The sequence below is a fragment of the Marivirga sp. genome, from assembly GCF_024636815.1.
In the GTDB taxonomy this organism is placed as follows: Bacteria; Bacteroidota; Bacteroidia; order Cytophagales; family Cyclobacteriaceae; genus Marivirga.
Window position 1 is genome coordinate 1 of the sequence record NZ_JAGXGF010000109.1, and the last position, 18,511, is coordinate 18,511.

Consider the following 18,511-nt stretch of genomic DNA (forward strand, 5'->3'; position numbering starts at 1 on the left):
ACGTAATATTAATAAATAAACGATAACAAAAACAAAGCTAAAATTTCATAACTAATTAATAATCAGTACATTTGAATAATAACACAAAATAAAGAATAAGGATTATTTACGCCTTACAAGCAGGGGGTCGTAGGTTCGAATCCTACTATCCCCACCAAATTAAAGCCTTTTGATTAATTTCAAAAGGCTTTTTGCATTTATAAACTCAACCAATATGTGCAATTTTTACATACTCTTCTCCGAAAAACTCAATCGATATTATTACGGTCATACTTGTGATAACCTTGACGAAAGAATCAGAAAACACAACTCCAACCACAAAGGATTTACCGGGAAATCAGATGACTGGGAATTAGTCTACAAAGAAGATTACCCTATTAAAACAGAAGCCTGTCATAGAGAGCTTCAAATCAAGAATTGGAAGAACAGGAAAAGAGTTGAGGCTTTAATTGATAATTCGGAGACAATATATTAAGCATAATCATTTTTCAAAAGCCAATTCACCTACTGTAAATTCCCCTTCTTTACTCGGCTCTAATTGAAGTGTTAATATTTCTTTTTGTTCATTGTCAAAGCCAAAACGAGTGTAAACAATAGCCCTTACGGAAACATTATCCAATACAGTCTGCTTATTTGACCCATAAAAGTTAACCTCAATATTATAATTTCCCTCAATTGCCTTTTTCAACCTAAACTCCTCAGGGCCATATCCTGCCGTAATATCATTGGACATCCTTCCTCCTAACTGAGTATTCTTGTTTTGATAACTACATTTTTCTCCATTGGGATCTGTTACCCACAGGTCAATATCTGTTTCGTTAGCATCCCAATCTATCACTATTCGGATATCTAAAGGCATGTGATAGATAAAACACTCATCCACCCCTGAAATATCAAGCTCTTTACCATGATTATGAATAATCTTATTCATATCATGAAGGACAATTAATTCAATCCCTGGAAAGCGAGAAATAATATCCCTATCCCATACTTTATCAATCACGGTATATAAATGATCTAAAGCTTGCTGATATTTCCCCATTTCAGCATAGGTTAAACCTAAATCAATGTATGAGTGTGGTTCAAAAGAGCGAATACTCTCAATTTCCTTGAAAATTACTATCGCCTCTTTATAAAATTGATATTCCGATAATTTTCGTCCGAGGGTTCTTAATAATTCCGTGTTTTCAAGCTCTAATTCAGCCAAATTCGATATAACTCTTAATCCTTTTTCCCTTTGGGATTTTTGAAACATATAGGTTGCCACATCAAAATAGAAAGAAGGAATTTCAGCATAAGTTGGCTTTAAACTCAAATATTGATCGTATAGGTCTTGTGGGTCTGTTGCTTTTAAATCACTCATATAGGAAGCATCATTTTCCCATTTATTAAGCTTTATAGAAGCCTTTTTATTGGAGCTATTACTATTTGCATCATCTTCATTATCATAATCAGAAGTTTGTTCTGTCATGGAAAAAACCATTTCTTCAAGCACCATTTCTTCTTCATCTGCAACTTCTGAAACCGCAAAGTCCATTAAAATTTCCTCGCTTTGCTTGGACTTCTTAGCAGCCTTTTGTTTTTCCACCGTGTCCCACCAATTAATATCTGCTTCAAAGTTTTCACATAACTGCTTCAACCGTTCTTGCTTATATTGAGAATTGTCCTTATTTCTTTGAGAAATCAATTCATAATACCTTTTTCTAAGAGATTCTGGTGGTGTGATTTCATAATTCACATAATCTTCCACTTCATCTAACACTATCAAAGAAGTTCCTTCAGTAACCAAATTAAACTTTTTACCATGCTTAAGTATCTCTTGACCATCTCCTTTGAGCTTTAAAGATTTCAATTTGGACTGAGCCCAGATTCTTTCCCCAACATTATTTTCAATTCGATTTGTATTATCGATTACTATAGAATGCGTGTCTGTTACTTCATCACCATATCCAAAATATAGAACTAATTCATTCTTCGCACCATCGGCTTTCCCTGTGAAGCTAAAATTCCCTGTTGCATTTCTCCTAGCGATAAAACTTTTGATATTCTCCTGATCAAAATCCGATTTTATAAAATGCTTCTGACGAGACTGCATACTTCTAACAATTTCATCATTTGTTAGCTTAAAGGCATTTAAATAAACTCCATCTGAAGTCAGAGCAAAACTTTCTAATGTATTGTGATCAGCTAAATTCGAACTATTTATGCAAATGACCGGAGAATTAAATCTAAGCTTATTTTGCTCTCCAAAATTGGATAAGCCATCTGAAAAAAGAATTATTTCATCAGATTTAATGTTTTGCAAATCAACTGAATACAAATTGGTAGCACCATCATATTGTATCGATTTAAGTGCTTCCATTAGTTCGGGACACTTGCCATTTTTTAAATCAAATTTCCTATCTAAATGAAGCGTATTAGAAAATGTTTTTAATTCTATCTCCCCTTCTTGCATCCACACCAAATAATTTTCAATGATCGACAATTCTTTTTCTATATTCCTGTTTTTTCCTGAAGATGATTCATCCCAGACAATTGTAATATCCGATGGCTTTTCTTTTTTACGCTCAGCTTCATTAATATTTAGATTAATATGAAAATAGTTATCCGATGTCACCTTTCCTTTATAGGTTATTACTTCTTTAACTTCTTGTGGCTTGGGAATTAAAAAAGCTAAAGAATTTTCCAGTTCTATATTATCATCCTCATATTCACTTATGAAGGAATTTCGTACTTTCTCAAAATTGAGGTTAATGTTTGGATGATCACCTTCTATTTTTGTAGGCTTGTTCATAACTACCTCTACTTTTACAGAGAATTTCTCTAAAATACTTTTAAGATTAAGCGATAATTGATAAATGTAATTATTGTTATCCGCTGAAGTTAATTCCTGCTCAAAGCTCAAAATCGCCTTTTTATAGCCTTTTGCTGGTATTGGATAAATACGAGCTTTAAAATTATTCCCTTTGGAAACTTCAACCAATCCCGGATCAATTCTTCTTCGGCTTACAGCCTCAAATGCCTGGGTTGCTTTTTCTTTTTCTACCACTACTCCTTCACGCATCTCACCATTAACATCAAGCGCAAAACGAGATACAGTTACCCCATTATCTAGAGGGAAATTTAATTCCCCTTCCATTACCCGTTCATTATCATTGTAAAATAGCATTTCGAATGTAGTAGTAGCAAAATTACCGGTCACAAACACATCGATATGCAGTCTTTTTAACTCAACTGGTATATCATTTTCAGAAGGAGTCGAAATGGTTGGAAACGCAATATCATTCTGACCAAAAAGGATATTAGCCCAAATTGCTAAAACTGAAGTAAAAATTAGTCTGTTCATATTTCTCTGACTTTTAGCTAATATATTAAATTCAATTTAAATACTTACATTAAAGAAAAAGGAATCAAAACTATCGTTTAAGAATATTTTTATGAGTTTAGTAGGCAAACATGGCAATAAAATAAATATTTCATTCCTTATTTGAGAATGATATTTCACTAAATCATGAGTTGAATTAATTTTCACATCATTAGTTTATTCTATCAGAAAGAGATTATGAATTTAAATGGATTCCTAACTGTAATGGGTGGGGATTATGTTAGACACATAAAAGTCAGTCCCAAGAATTATAAAATTTGACTAACTTGAAACATTATTATTCCTTACAGTTCTCAATTTAAATGGACATAATACTACTAATCACTTTACCAATCTTAATTCTCTGGGGTTTTAGTCTAAAATGGTTTTACTCTTGGAAAAATTTTTGGATTTTCTTTGCTATAAATGCTCTTTTCATTCTATCCTATTTATTTTACTTTACAAATTCTCAATTAGAATATTTAGGTCATGACGGATATGGATTGAGAAGAGGGGTTTTAATCGTCTCTATTTTATACCTTCATGTATTATCAGTCTTCATTTTTGCATTGATCAGGAAATTAAAAACGAGAAGAAAAAAGACTCAAAATACTAACAAGAGCTTGGATCAATACTAAAAAAACATTTTCATAAAACGGATTGTATATTTTCAAACAGGTGAAAGTCTGAATCATAATTTAAATTACTCTATATCAATTAATCATTCACCCCAACAAAAACTCCTTAAACCCCTCATAATCCACTTTCATCTTCACACTTTTCATTTCTTTTTGCATCAAAGCTTCAGCTGATTCGGGTAAAATATCTTTATTGGTTACTTTTTTAACGACATCCATAAACTTGCACGGATGAGCTGTTTCCAGTACAATGCCTTTACCTTCTGGGGTTTTCATAAATTCGGCTAAAGCCAAATAGCCTACTGCTCCATGAGGGTCTAATAAATAGTCATTTTCAGTAAAAACTTTTTTCATAATCTCTAAAGTCGCTTCATCCGAAAAGGCAAAACCTTTTATCTTTTCTCTAATTTCTTCTTCTGAGAACAAATCAATCATCCGCTGGAAGTTGCTGGGGTTTCCTACATCCATGGCATTGGAAATGGTTTGGATGGTAGCCTTGGGTTCATAATTTCCTGTATTCAGAAAACGAGGTACCACATCATTACGGTTGGCTCCTGCCACAAACTGTTTAACGGGTAATCCCATTTTCTGCGCTATTAATCCAGCAGTAAGATTGCCATAATTTCCACTGGGGACTGCAATAGTTAAGGGTGCATTTCCAAACTTTATAAATGGGGCAAAATAATAGACCATCTGAGGCAAAAATCGGGCAACATTAATAGAATTTGCGGAACTGATATTGAGTTTATCTCTTAAATCACTATCCAGAAATGCTTCTTTCACCAATTGCTGACAATCATCAAAATTACCCTCAATTTCCAATGCTTTTACATTTTGATCGAAAGTGGTCAGTTGCTTTTCCTGTAGCTCACTTACTTTTCCAGAGGGATATAGAATTACGACTTCAATATTTTCCACTTTTGAAAAAGCAGCAGCTACAGCCCCACCTGTATCTCCGGATGTGGCTACCAAAATCGTACATTTTTCTTTCTCCTCTTTAAAAAACTCCTCCAGACATAAAGCTAAAAATGTAGCGCCTACATCCTTAAAAGCATAACTCGGACCGTGGAATAACTCCATGGCAAATTTATTGTCATTAATCTTTTGAAGCGGGAAATCAAAGGAAAAAGTCTTTTGAATGATGTATTTTAATTGTTCATCATTCAAATCCTCCCCAACAAATGGTTTTAAAACACCAAAAGCAATTTCCTGAATATTTTTACCTTGAATATTATCAAAATAATCTTTAGGTAATTGAGGAATTCTCTCCGGCATAAACAGGCCATTATCGGCAGGCAATCCTTCAATCACTGCTTCTCTAAAGCTTTTTCTCAAGTTTTTATTTTTTGTACTATAATATTTCATGACTCCTCCATTTTATAAGTACCTCTTGGATTAATTTTAGATAAATAAATCTTAGAATCAATTTCCAAATCAGCATAAAATTGCTTCCATTGATTGCCCAGATCTTTAGCTTGATTCTCATTTTCACAAAAAGCAAAAATAGACGGTCCAGAACCTGAAATACTGCAACCCAATGCTCCATTTTCCATTGCTAAAGATTTAGCCTGAGCAAATCCAGGAATGAGATATGAGCGAATGGGCTCGGCTATTAAATCATTCATTCCAGATCTAATCCAATCGTAATTAGAGGTTGTAAGCCCGCTTATAAGCGCGGCAATATTTCCCATCTGAGTGATAACATCCGGCAACATCATCTCCTTCTTCAAAATCTTCTTAGAATCGGCTGTTTTCACCTCAATTTGAGGATGTGCCACCACTATTCGCAAATCTTTCGGAAAAGGGATATTCAATATTTCCAATGGATGATAACTCTTTATAATACAAAACCCTCCCATTAATGAAGCTGCCACATTATCAGCATGGGCTTTTCCTGAAGTAGCTTTTTCACCCAACATGGCAAATTCAACTAATTCAAGTGCTGAAAAAGTTTGATTCAATAATTCATTAAGCGCAAAAGCAGTAGCCGCAGCTGTGCAGCCACTAGAGCCCAGTCCGCTTCCTGGTTTTACTTCTTTTTTGATTTTTATACTCAAGCCCTGTTTTAATCCTAATTTATGGAGCATAGCTTTAGCCACAATGCCTGCAATATTTTCATCTGCGCTTAATGGTAAATCTGGATAATCCTGAATGGGATGAATTAAAATTTCATCGGAATCCAGTAATTTCATTTCTAAATGTTCGCCTACGCCTTCCAATGCTAGTCCAAGGATATCATATCCAGGGCCGACATTGGCAATTGTGGCAGGGGCAAATACTTTTATCTTTTTCATTTTACTTTATCTTTTGATCTATTTCCGGCCTGACTATCGTCTGACCTACTCAGGTATTCCAATTATCGGTCAGACGCTCAATGCGTCAGACCTCGTTCCCATTTTGTCTATTCCCCCCTGTCAATAGGTCTACAGAGCATTTGCTATTCGGATTATATCTCCAAAAATACCGGAGGCTGTTACGGCTGCACCTGCCCCAGCACCTTTAATCACTAATGGCTGTTCAGGATATCTTTTAGTATTGAATAACACTATATTATCCTTGCCTTCTAGATTGTACAAAGGACTATCCTGTGCCACTTTCTCTAATCCTGTATTCGCTTTTCCATTTTCGAAAGTAGCTACATATTTCAGCTTTTTACCTTCTGCATTGGCTTCCTCCACCAGCTTTTTAAAATGTGCTTCTTCCTGAGCTATAGATTTAAAGAATTTTTCTACGTTTTCTGATTCCATACATTTCTCAGGAATGAAAGGAATGGTTTCAATGTCAATCAGTTCCATTTTAAATCCGCTTTCCCTAAGCAAGATCAAAATTTTTCTTTTCACATCCACTCCACTCAAATCTATTCTTGGATCAGGTTCGGTAAAACCTTCTACTTGCGCTTGTTTTACCACATCCGCAAAGGAATCACCTTCCCCAGTATAATTATTGAAAATGAAATTCAAGCTGCCGGACAATACCGCCTGTATACCCAATATTTCATCTCCACTTTTAATCAAATCATCCAAGGTATTGATCACGGGCAAGCCTGCCCCTACATTAGTTTCAAATCTAAAATGACTTCTATATCTAAGAGCTAAATTTTTGAGTTTTTTATAATCTTCATATTTCCCGGTACAGGCAATTTTATTGGGGGTAACTACTGAAATACTGCTTTCCAAAACACCCGCATAAGTATTAGCTACTACCTCATGGGCAGTATTATCTATAAAAATGCTATTTCTTAAGTTTAAATCTTTCATCTCGTCCAAGAAATGTTCTAAATCCATTTTTTGGCCCTTTTCCATTAATGTATCCACTGCATTATCAAAAGGAATTCCATTCAAATCAAAAAGCATTTTTCGTGAATTGGCAATTCCGCTTATTCTTAAATCAATTTGATTATGCTCTTTCAGGTACTCTGATTGCTGATTTAATTGATCGATCAAGGTTTTGCCTACATTCCCGGTACCTACAATAAATAAATTAATCCTTTTCAGATCAGACAAAAAGAAGCTCTCATGCAAAGTGTTCAGTGCTTTTTTGATTTGCTTTTTATCAATTACAGCAGAAATATTTTTCTCAGATGAACCTTGTGCTATGGCTTTAATATTAATTCCGTTTTGCCCCAAAACGCTAAACATTTTGCCACTCAAGCCAATTTGATTTTTCATTTGCGAACTAACCAAAGCCACAATAGCTAAATCAGTTTCCACATAAAGCGGATTAAGCATTTCTTCTTTAAATTCTAAAGAAAAGGCATTTTGAATAGCCAATTTTGCTTTTTCCACATCTTCCAAATCAATCGCCACACAAATGCTATGCTCTGAAGAAGCCTGAGTAATGAGAATCACACTTACTTTAGCTTGTGCTAAAGCCTCAAATAATCGATGAGAGAAATATGGGATTCCTACCATACTGCTTCCTGATAAATTAAAAATTGCAATATTCTCAATGCAGGATATCCCTTTTATTGATCGAGATTCGGGCTCTGGGAAGTAATGAATTTTTGTCCCTTCCGCTTCGGGCTCAAAGGTATTTTTAATATAAATCGGGATGCCTTTTTTATAAACCGGATGCACCGATGGTGGATACAATACTTTAGCACCAAAATGAGTCAACTCCATGGCTTCCTCATAATCAATTTGAGGAATAGCAAAAGCCTGCTTCACATATTTTGGATTGGCTGTCATCATCCCACTTACATCCGTCCAGATTTCTAATTCAGGCGCATCTAGAGCAGCTGCAATCAAGGCAGCCGTATAATCTGAACCTCCTCTTCCCAAAGTAGTATTATTGCCGTATAAATCTTTACTTACAAAACCGGGACAAACTAAGACCTCAGCTTTCTGATTTTGGTAGTAGGCTTTTATTTTCTCTTCCGATAATGTCATATCTACATTGGCCTTACCGAATTCACTATCAGTAATGATAAATTCCTGTGGATTTATCAGATGACTATTCAGTCCCTCCTGCAGAAAAAATTCATTGATTATGAGGGCGGATAAAATTTCACCGGATCCAATAATTCTATCTAAAGTTTTGGGGGACAACTCTTGAATTAAAAATACGCCTTTAAGAATATCTTCCACCTCATTTAAAACCAATCTAACTTTAGCCATTATACCGCTTTGGGACTTAGCTCCTAATAAATCTTGAACAGCTTCGAGGTGTCGATTAATCAGTTCATCCAATTTGATTTTATAGTTTTGATTTCCTCTCTCTGCCATCCGACTGCATTCCTGCAATTGATTGGTTACTCCACCAAATGCAGATGCGACCATTATTAATCGATGATTTTGGGATTTCTGAGCCACTATGGCTTCTACTTTCCTTATGTTTTCAGGGCTTCCCAGGGAAGTACCTCCGAATTTTAATATTTTCATTTTATATTATTAAAGTTGACAATAAACAACATAAAGCTTCGCTCTATGTAATTGACAAAATGTTCTAATCTGATTGTTAGATAGATTACGACCTTATCCTTAATCCTTCTCCAAAGTACTCTGCGGTTTGACGGTTAAAACCGTCTAATCGCTAATCTAGATATTTGGTAGTTCCATTTATCGGTCAGACGGTTCCAACCGTCAGACCGAGGCTCACAGATTTAGTCTGACTGTCGTCTGACCTACTTCATCAATTGATTAGAAATTCGGCAAAACATGCCTTATGGCGATATGATAATATTAACCCCGAGATGGGGTTGTAATAGTAGTGGTAGTAATTGTAAAAGAAGTCATAATCATCCCATTATACAATTGAGCAATTGCATTTGTATGAGCATGATATGTTAGTTGTAAAGACTTCATTCTTAAATTGATAAGACAAGCTTATTGATTTAAAATGAAGAATCAAAACTTGTTCAGAATTTTTAATAAAAAAACCTGACAAGCAAAGCCTGTCAGGTTCTAAAATAATTAAAATAGTGTTAAGTAAAAGAACTCTAGTAATCTATTTCACCTAGATTTTCCATTAGATAACGTATTTCTACATCTCCTAAAATTGGACTACTTAAGTTATGAACAAAGTGACCTTTTGTATAAGTTAGTGTCACAATATTTAAAACTGTAGCTTCTCCTTCCGCAGGACTCAAAGTCAGTGATGAATCATCAGAAGACCATGTACCTACTGTTAATACGCCATTCCCATCTTCCAGGATGAAATTACCATCGCGCTCAATAACCAACCTTTCAATGAGATCACCATTTTCAACCTGACCTTGAACGTATACCTCTTCAACCTGCCAAGTACCAATTACTCGCTGGCTTGAAGATGGCTCTACTGGTTCAGCACAGGAGATAGCCAGTGTGGCTATCCCTATGAACATCATATAATTTAATAATCTTTTCATGATTCTTATTTTTTAATGATTCTTACATTTTGACTTAAACCGTCATGACGGATTTGAACATTGTAGATGCCTTCCTGTAAGTTGGCAATATCCAATGCGTGCTCTGCTTCAAAGCTTGATTTCTCAAAGCTTGATTGCATCATCACTTGTCCTGTCATGGAAGTTACTGTTACTTCATGTTTACCCATATACTGGCTATTCACATTTAAAGTAACATCAGATAGCGTTGGGTTAGGATAAGAAACAACTTTCATTGCCATCGCATCCTGATTGCCCAATACCTTAGCTGCAATATCAGCAGAGCTGGCAGTTACTACACATCCTGAAGCATATTCCACTTCTACGCTATATTCAGCAGCATCAGAAATTGTGATTCTATTAGACGTTTCATTTGTTAACAATACGCCATCTCTGTACCATCTAACTGTTGCATTTCCATTAAAGCTAGCAATCAACTGGGCACCTTCTACTTCTAAAGTTACATTATTAGGAGTAGCAGTGAAAGCACGTGTTTCCGGATAACTTACTGTACACCCACTACCATCAGCATAAGTTGCCTCGATGTAGAATGTAGTTTGTTCAGTAATCACATCTGAGGTTAAGAAAGTATTACCATTTCCATTACCAGTTATTGCTAAGCCTGAAGGCTCATCTGTAGCTGCATTGATCAATTGATAACTAACATTAGATTGAACTTGATTATATACTCCACTAAAGAATGCATCATCCAACACAAAAGTAACTGGTCCATCTCCACAAGAATTGTCAAAAACAAGTGCTCGAGGAACATCAGGCAAAGTTCTAGTATTAACAGTAATAGTATTAGAAGTAGGGCTTAAGCAAGGTACTGCACCATCTCCAGATACGTTTCCAACTTCTAATGTATAGGTACCAGATTGCGTAACTTCTAACGTATTATTGTTAGTTACAGCTCCACTACCGATAGCACCACCATTTCTATACCACTCATAATAAGCGAATCCTTCAGGTCCTTCTAATACAACTGAACCTTGACCATCACAGAAAGTAAGATCACCTGTAGCTGTAATAGTAGGAGCATCCTGTGGTGCCTCCAATACATTGAATGTCACCTCTGGAGTTGTGAAGGTACACTGACCAGCAGTTACTTCTGCATAATAAGCACCAGACACATTAATATTAATTGAACCATTAGTGTTGGTATTTGCTGCATACTCGGCACCATCCTGGAACCATCTAATATTTGCATTAGCACCAACAGCACCTGTTACATTAATTGTAGTACCATTGTTATCACAAATATCATAAACTTGTCCAGCCTGAGCTTGACCAAAACCAGTAATATCAATAAATACATCGTCATCAGAAACAGTATTTAAAATCACAGGCTCAGAGCTATTACTCAAATTACAGTTATTAGCTTCTGATGCATTTGATACTTGTAACTGATAAGTACCAGCGGTAGAAACTGTAATGGTTCTTTGATTTGCATTTAAAGTTGTACCATCTAAGTCCCAAACATAAGTAGCAAAACCTTCAGGTCCTTCAAGTACTACCTCATTATTTTCATCACAAGAAACCAAGTCTCCACTCGCTACTGTGATTGCAGGCTGATCAGGTCTAGCCGCTACATTAACAGTGATTGCTTCTGTAGTATAAACACATGTGCCATCTGTTACTCTGGCAAAATAATCACCTGATCTATCAAAAGTACTCAAAGTAGTATTTGTAGATACAGGAGTATTCAGGTCGTCTCTAAACCATTCAACATTTCCAGTATTTACCTGTGAGCCATTTGAGTTATAATAAGATGCAGTAAGAGAAATTGTATTTCCGCAAGCATCAACTGCTGTTCCAGCAGCAACCGCAACATTATTATTGAATAAAGCATACTCAGGAATTACTGTTAAATCATTTTCTACTGTAGATGTAATTGTATTACAAGTTGTACCAGTAGAAGATTGTGCTGTAATTTCTAATCCTAAACGAACTTCGTCAGTTATCGCTCCTAAGTTGATCATATTGGTACCCATTTCAGGATCAAAAACCAATGGATCTCCAATAGGGGCACCTGAAACAGCATTAATCACTTGATAGATAAAGAAATCTTGAACATCATTGATGGTTACCATTACATCAGAAGGAGAACATAATCTCTGAGATGAAACAGAGAAATCTGCATCCAATGCAACAGGTGCTATAATCTCTGTTGAGTTTTCAGAAGTCTGCCCGGCATATGAAGCAAAAAATCCATTTGACTGAAGCACATTAGCTAACAAAGTAAATTTAAAACTTCTATTATTTGCTCCTGATTCAATAACATCTGAAGGTAAACTAAAGGTTAAATCTCCAGAAGCTGCATCCAAAACAAAATCTGTATCTAAGGTATTACTAGTACCAAACTGATCTTCATAAATTACATCAATCACATCATCTGAACCAAAAGCACCTCTTAATTCATAAGAAAGTGTGATGTCATCAGAAAGACAAACCTCATCAGGTATTGACGTGATAAGTAAAGCTTGTAAGTTTACAAACTGATATTCATCTATGTAGTCAAATGGCAATTCTTGACCAAATAAGAAGGATATATTATCGAGTGTAATATTACCCTTATTCTCCTCCTGTCTCCAGCGGAACTTCACTCCACTATCTTTCATAGCAGTAGTTACATCATAAATGAATCTTTCACCTGCCAATGTAGCCTCAGCATCCATTTCAGGATATGTAGCTAATTCTGTATAAGAAGCACCACCGTCAGTAGAAAATTCAAATACTAAATACTGATTGGCTGTCAATTGATTTGGCAATTGATTGAATGTTAAATCAAATCCGAAAGTCGTTACATTTTCCAATTCAGCACTGGTAAATGTTTTTGTAGCGATAGTTCTTCTTCCTGAATTATTCGGGAAGTCCACATCATTCGATACAGCATTTCCTTTTGTGAAATTAGCAGGATATGCTTCCATATTGAATTCATCAAATGATTGACCATCGAAATTCATATCTAAATCATCTACCCAGAAAGTACCTTCAGGATTTTCCTGTATCCATCTAAAAATGAATCCATTGGCCTCCATTTCATTTTCATCAAATGTACCTAATACATTACTATATACTTCATCATAGAATCCATTTGAGTAATTATCATCGGATAAATAATTCCATGATTGTCCATTATCCGTAGAATATTCCCATTTGATGTTAGTAGTTCCGGCAACGCCTGTAACCTGAAAATCCCATTCTATATCATAGATATTATTAAATTCTTCTTTAGAGAATTTTCTAGTTTGAATTACCTGAGCATTTCCACTCATTTCAGCATCTATGTAATCACTGAATAATTCAGAAGTAAAGTTTGAAATATCCGCTTCTAAATTTGAAAGCTCAGACTCGTTAATAAAAGTTCCTACTTCACCTTGAGGAGCATTTTCAGTTAAACGCACTCTAAAATCACCAACTCCATTAAAAACACTATTAAATTGAGTAGGCAATGTTACAGTGATATCACCTAAACCTTGTTGCGTAGCTAAAATCAAATCTCCTGCATCCGTTTCCATTATTAAATTAGCAAATAAATCTGCTACAGGTGCAGTGTTAGTTTCATCATTTTCTAAAGCTAAAGAAAAGCTTACTTCCTGACCAGCATATACATTTGCATTAGGATCTCCATTGATGCTTAATTCAACGGCTCTTAAGAAAACATCTAAGTTTCCAACTTGAGTTCCGTTTGTTTCACCACCAATATAGTAATAAGGCTCTCCTGCATTGTCTACAGAAGCAGCTAGTCTTACTTGGTAATTTCCATTAGTTACAAAGAAAGGAACCTCTGCCTGCGCAGTACCTAAAGCATTAGAACTTGCAATCACATATGGATTAGCTGTTTCAGGATTCAATACATATTCTCCTGCATTTGCATTATACAAATAGAAATCAAATGTCGTTCCAGCAGGAAATGCATCTAAAACACCTGGGTCTATACCACTTATTACATTCCATGAGTAATCAAATGTTTCCCCATTAAATACAGGATCTTGTAAATCCGATTGTACCCATAAATAATTATTTAAATTAGGTGCATTTAAAGTAATTGGATTTACAGGATTATTGATGTTTTCATACGCATAAGAAGGAACATCATTACCTTGATTGATTTCTAATTGAATATCTTCTACAGACCAAGGATTTTGATCTTCTCCAAGATTAAGTGGTTGAGACCATCTGAAATGAGTGGCCGCAGTTAAATATTGTGCGGGAACCTCTACTGTATAGAAATCCTGCTCATATAACAAGCCCTCATCATACATCGCCATTTCACCAGGTGCTAAATCCTCCACTGGGATGGTTTGGAAAGTAGCTCCTCCATCAGTAGAAACTTCTAATCTTGGTACGGTGTTTTTATTTGCGTTAGCATCAAAATTACCATATCCGAAATTATTGAAATCGAAGTATAAAACAGCTGATTCTGCGCTAGAAAGATCAAAAGCTCGAGTTAAAATCAGACGATCTCCTGTTCTATCCATGTCAAAATCATTAAAATCGTTAGGTAAACGATCCCCTTCAATAATCAAGAAGTCTTCCTCTTGTTCAACATTAACGGTTTGTCCAATTCTTAAAGAATCACCTGCAGCAGCTGGGATATAAGGAACCACCTCGAATACATAAGGTGCACCTGGAGCATCTTGATCTATTGGCAAAACTACAGGCATAGTAGCTGTAATCGAACCTGCTCCTTGATCAGCACTTGTTCCTGCAATGTAGAATTCGTTATTCTGTTTAACCACAGCAGCAAATTCAACACCTGCTTCAAATCCAACTGCATTATAATTCACAGTAACTTCCTCTCCTAAGGCAAAAGCATTATCATTAAATGCATTTACTGAAAGGCTTGGACGACTTAAATTAAATGGTGCTGTTACTGCAGTTGACTCCAAGAATTCAGGTGTGAAAATTTGAATAATATTGAACTGAATAGAATTTTCATTTTCAGCAAATTCACCATTTTCATTATAAATTACTCTAAACTGAGCTGTTGGTGTCCATTGTTCGCTAGGTAATTGATATGAAACAAACCCTAAACCACCATTTGTCAGAGTAATATCATCTACCTCTTCCCAATCTGTACCATTACTAGAAAATTCTAATCTAATTGTAGCTGTGCCATTAAAAGCACCAAAATCATGATCTACCTCAATTGCAAAATATCCTCCATAACTCATGTCAAAAGGAATAGAAGTAGCGGAGCGCTCGCCAGGACTTGTAAAAGAATCTGGATTAGTTAGATTATTTGATGTACCAACAATACTTTCAAACAACTCTTGTGGAATGGGGTCTCCTTCTATATCCGCATTAAATACACTAACATCAAATGGGCTATCAGAGTAGATACCTCCGTTACCCAATGTTAATTGCAATGAAGGATTGTTTGTATAATCAATGGTAGTTGGCAAAGTAGCTGTAATTGTACCATTAATTGTTGTAGAAGCTCCAATCATTACATATTCACCAACATTATCATCATACACTGAAAGCATTAATTCTGCAGATGCACCCTGGGTTCCTAGCAATGAATATTCAACAGTAATACCCTCACCAGGCTTACCATTTTCATCTCCAGCAATTGTTACTGGGTTTTCATAAGTTATATTATCAATGGATAATTCTAAGTCATATACTGCTAAAGGTACTGAAGAATAATTTTCTCCATTTGCTACGATATACAATCGATAATCACCTGCTTCAATTGGTGGCACTGTAAAACCAATACTTGCAGTTGTTACATCAGCAACAGACCCTACAACGATATCATTTGAAGGATCTATATTATTATCTCTATCGAAATAAACTGTAGCACCTGTTCCTGCTGGAAAAGCTCCTTCGTTAATAGTATAAGTAAAGGTGTAATCCTCCATCGGAAAAGCTAAACCATCTCCACCCACGTCAATATTATCTAAAGTGATATCAGGTCTGAAGATATCCACAAAATATTCTCCTTCATTGATGGTTGAATTAGGGACAATATTAGATGCATTAATTAAAGTTAAATCTTGTAAAACCCACGCATCTAAATCCGCTCCATTATTAGCTTCCTGACGGAATCTAAACTGTGTAGAAGTTGAAACTACACCTGCTGGCCAAGCATCAAAATCTATTGCTGCTAATCCATCACCTTGAAATGGTAGATCATTTAATGGTATACTAACTAATTCTGTATAGGTAGTCCCATCAGTAGTATATTCTACTATAATATCTGTCCCGGCAGGACTGATTACATCATTTTTTCTACCAATATTAAAAGTTACTATACCGTCAGTACTTGTAATATCAAAAGCTGGAGTTGTTACTGATCTTTCAGCTGCCTCATCAAATACTAAACCATCTCCATTTTGTATACCACCAAATTGCTCAAAACCATCTGGTAAAATTGCTGTAAAATCCACAAAAGTATTGATACCAAATTGTGGTTCAGCACCTTCATAAGCTCTTAAATTAAATTCCCAATTAGTTGGATTATCATACTCAATTTCTGATGGAATGAAACCGTTTACATTAATTACTTTGGTTCCATTATCTTTAACTGGGGTAGTTTGTGTTTCTAATACATATTCATTTCCTGTAATTGTATTAGTAGCAATAGCAACAAAGCTTTTGTTGGTCAAATCAACATTTTGAAGTTCAGCTACTACAGTAACCTCATCACCTGGGTAAAAAACAGTTTCAGATACACCCCCGGCATCTAAGGCATCATTTATCTGAATGAATGGAGTGTTTATTACTTGACCAGCATTATAACCTAAACCTGGAGGATTAATTAAGGTATATTCATCACCAATGGTTAAATTAATTCCGTTTAATCTCCATGTTTTAGCTGTACCATAATCTATTGTTCCCTTTTGACGAACTCTCAAACTAGTTGTAGCAGCTTTAGCACCAGCGGGTAGTTCAAAAGTATAAGTACCAGTAGCATCGAACTCGGTGTCAGTATTTATATCCTGTAAAACTGTTCCTGCTGTAGTAAAGCCATCCGTTGAATATAAAACCTCTACAGGATTATCTACATCCAAGCCAAAACTAGAAAGATTTACATCTACACGAACAGGAGCCGTAGTATTCAAATCATAAGCAGTAGTTGTTGCTTGTCTTAAACTAGCCTTACCAAAAAAGTAAAGAAAATTGTTATCATTAGTACCAACAGCTGTTACCTCTCCACTTTGCACTGAAAAGTTTTCGGTATCTGCCAAGAAAGTATCACCAGAAAAGCCTCCAAAACGTAACTGCGTTACACTTTCTGGCCAATTAAAATTGATAGTCTCCACAACATCTGCTTCCTGCGAGGTACCAAATACTGTTTCATTCTCATCTATTCTGTTATCAAAATCAACATCATCCCATAAAATGAATGTTGTCCCGGCTGGCCAGTCGTTGTTAGCATCATATGTAAATTCAGCTTCTTCACCTGCATATGCCGGCTGCCCAGAATTAAATGACCCTGGGTCGGTAAACGTCTGCGCACTAGCCCCAAACGCAAAAAAGCCTACGAGCATCGTAAGCATTAGTGCTTTGAGGTAGCGTGTTTTTTGTAGTATAATATTTTCCATTGTATTTATCTATTTAGGTTTATAATGTTAAAAATCTAAATCCAATCTTGATCGCATTTGTGGTATTCAAAAATCCAAAACTACTTGTTGTAGGATCCTGGAAACTTTCACCATCCACAAATACCTCTTTATCGTTACGATAGATATATTGAAAGCCTATTTCGCCCCCAACATAAAAACGCTCTCCAAAGAAATATTCTGCGCCTATAGAAATTCTACCTCCAAATTGGGTAAAGCCCCTACCTCCTATAAAGGAGTTTGGATTATTAGGCACTGTAGTAGCCCCCATAACAGTTGGCCCAGTGCTAGATTTAAGACTTGCTATTCGTTGTCCGAACATTAAATCAGCAGCAGCATATGAACGGAATGAACCATCATTAACAAAATGATATTCAAAACCTGGCATCAATCCATAGTAACTATCATTGATCACCACGTCAGGTGTTTGCTGATTATTGTTTAAGTTCATTTCCATTCCTAAGCGAACCGCCATATCTTCTGTAATAAAATAGCGAGCCCTAAACTCAGAAAAGTTCAATAAGCTACTCCCTTCAAAAGGAGTTCCGGTCACCTCAAAGAGGAGATCTCCTGCCCCTGCCATTCCCCCTGAACTACCTTCCTCAGAACTTTCATCCTGAGCAAAAATAGGACAAGAAAGCAATAGCAATGCAGATAAAAGCATTAATTGTTTTCTCATAGTCATTGTTTTAGTTTAATTATTGAAACTGTTTTATTATTATTTGTTTATCATATTGCACTAAATTAATAATTATATCGATGAACACAATATTTTTCATCGAAAAAAGTTAAAAATACTTATTTATAGGTACACCAATATTACATGATACACTTCTATACAATTGTATATCAGTGAATTAATCATTTCAATTAATTTTAAATTAACTATTTGATAATATTTACTTTAGTATTATTGGAATTATTTTATTTATAACCTGAGTTCGACTCTAATTTGTAAATTCAGATTTTCATATAATTCAATAGACAAGGCGTCTTTGAGAAGATATAGCGGGCTATATCGAGGGAAGATAACGCAGTATATTGGATTATATGGAAAAGCTTTTCCTAT

At 35.4% G+C, this 18,511-nt stretch carries 8 protein-coding genes; 1 reads left to right on the forward strand and 7 read right to left on the reverse strand.

Translation table 11 applies throughout. The features are described from left to right. Positions 1-214 precede the first annotated feature (214 nt). Positions 215-475, forward strand: a complete 261-nt coding sequence (locus Q0L29_RS08420) for a GIY-YIG nuclease family protein (RefSeq protein WP_296620783.1) — start codon at positions 215-217, stop codon at positions 473-475. A 6-nt stretch (positions 476-481) separates the two neighbouring features. Here Q0L29_RS08420 and Q0L29_RS08425 read toward each other — a convergent pair whose 3' ends face one another. The 7 genes from Q0L29_RS08425 to Q0L29_RS08455 all read right to left on the reverse strand — a co-directional run bounded on the left by Q0L29_RS08425 (position 482) and on the right by Q0L29_RS08455 (position 18,121). Further along, entirely contained in the window at positions 482-3,346 is a 2,865-nt protein-coding gene (locus Q0L29_RS08425) for a VIT domain-containing protein (RefSeq protein ID WP_296620784.1), read from the reverse strand. Between the two features lie 743 nt (positions 3,347-4,089). Continuing rightward, positions 4,090-5,367, reverse strand: coding sequence for a threonine synthase (gene thrC / locus Q0L29_RS08430; RefSeq protein ID WP_296620785.1), 1,278 nt, complete (start codon positions 5,365-5,367; stop codon positions 4,090-4,092). Continuing rightward, on the reverse strand, positions 5,364-6,296 hold the full coding sequence (locus tag Q0L29_RS08435) for a homoserine kinase (protein WP_296620787.1): 933 nt from the start codon (positions 6,294-6,296) through the stop codon (positions 5,364-5,366). Before Q0L29_RS08435 ends, thrC begins: the two co-directional genes overlap by 4 nt. 129 nt (positions 6,297-6,425) lie before the next feature. Continuing rightward, positions 6,426-8,882 (reverse strand): bifunctional aspartate kinase/homoserine dehydrogenase I, encoded by a 2,457-nt coding sequence (gene thrA, locus Q0L29_RS08440; RefSeq protein WP_296620789.1) that lies wholly within the window; start codon positions 8,880-8,882, stop codon positions 6,426-6,428. A 557-nt stretch (positions 8,883-9,439) separates the two neighbouring features. Then, positions 9,440-9,826, reverse strand: coding sequence for a lipocalin family protein (locus Q0L29_RS08445; RefSeq protein ID WP_296620791.1), 387 nt, complete (start codon positions 9,824-9,826; stop codon positions 9,440-9,442). Positions 9,827-9,852: 26 nt separating this feature from the next. Continuing rightward, positions 9,853-17,424, reverse strand: coding sequence for a T9SS type A sorting domain-containing protein (locus Q0L29_RS08450; protein ID WP_296620792.1), 7,572 nt, complete (start codon positions 17,422-17,424; stop codon positions 9,853-9,855). Between the two features lie 19 nt (positions 17,425-17,443). Next, positions 17,444-18,121, reverse strand: coding sequence for an outer membrane beta-barrel protein (locus Q0L29_RS08455; protein ID WP_296620794.1), 678 nt, complete (start codon positions 18,119-18,121; stop codon positions 17,444-17,446). Positions 18,122-18,511: the final 390 nt, after the last annotated feature.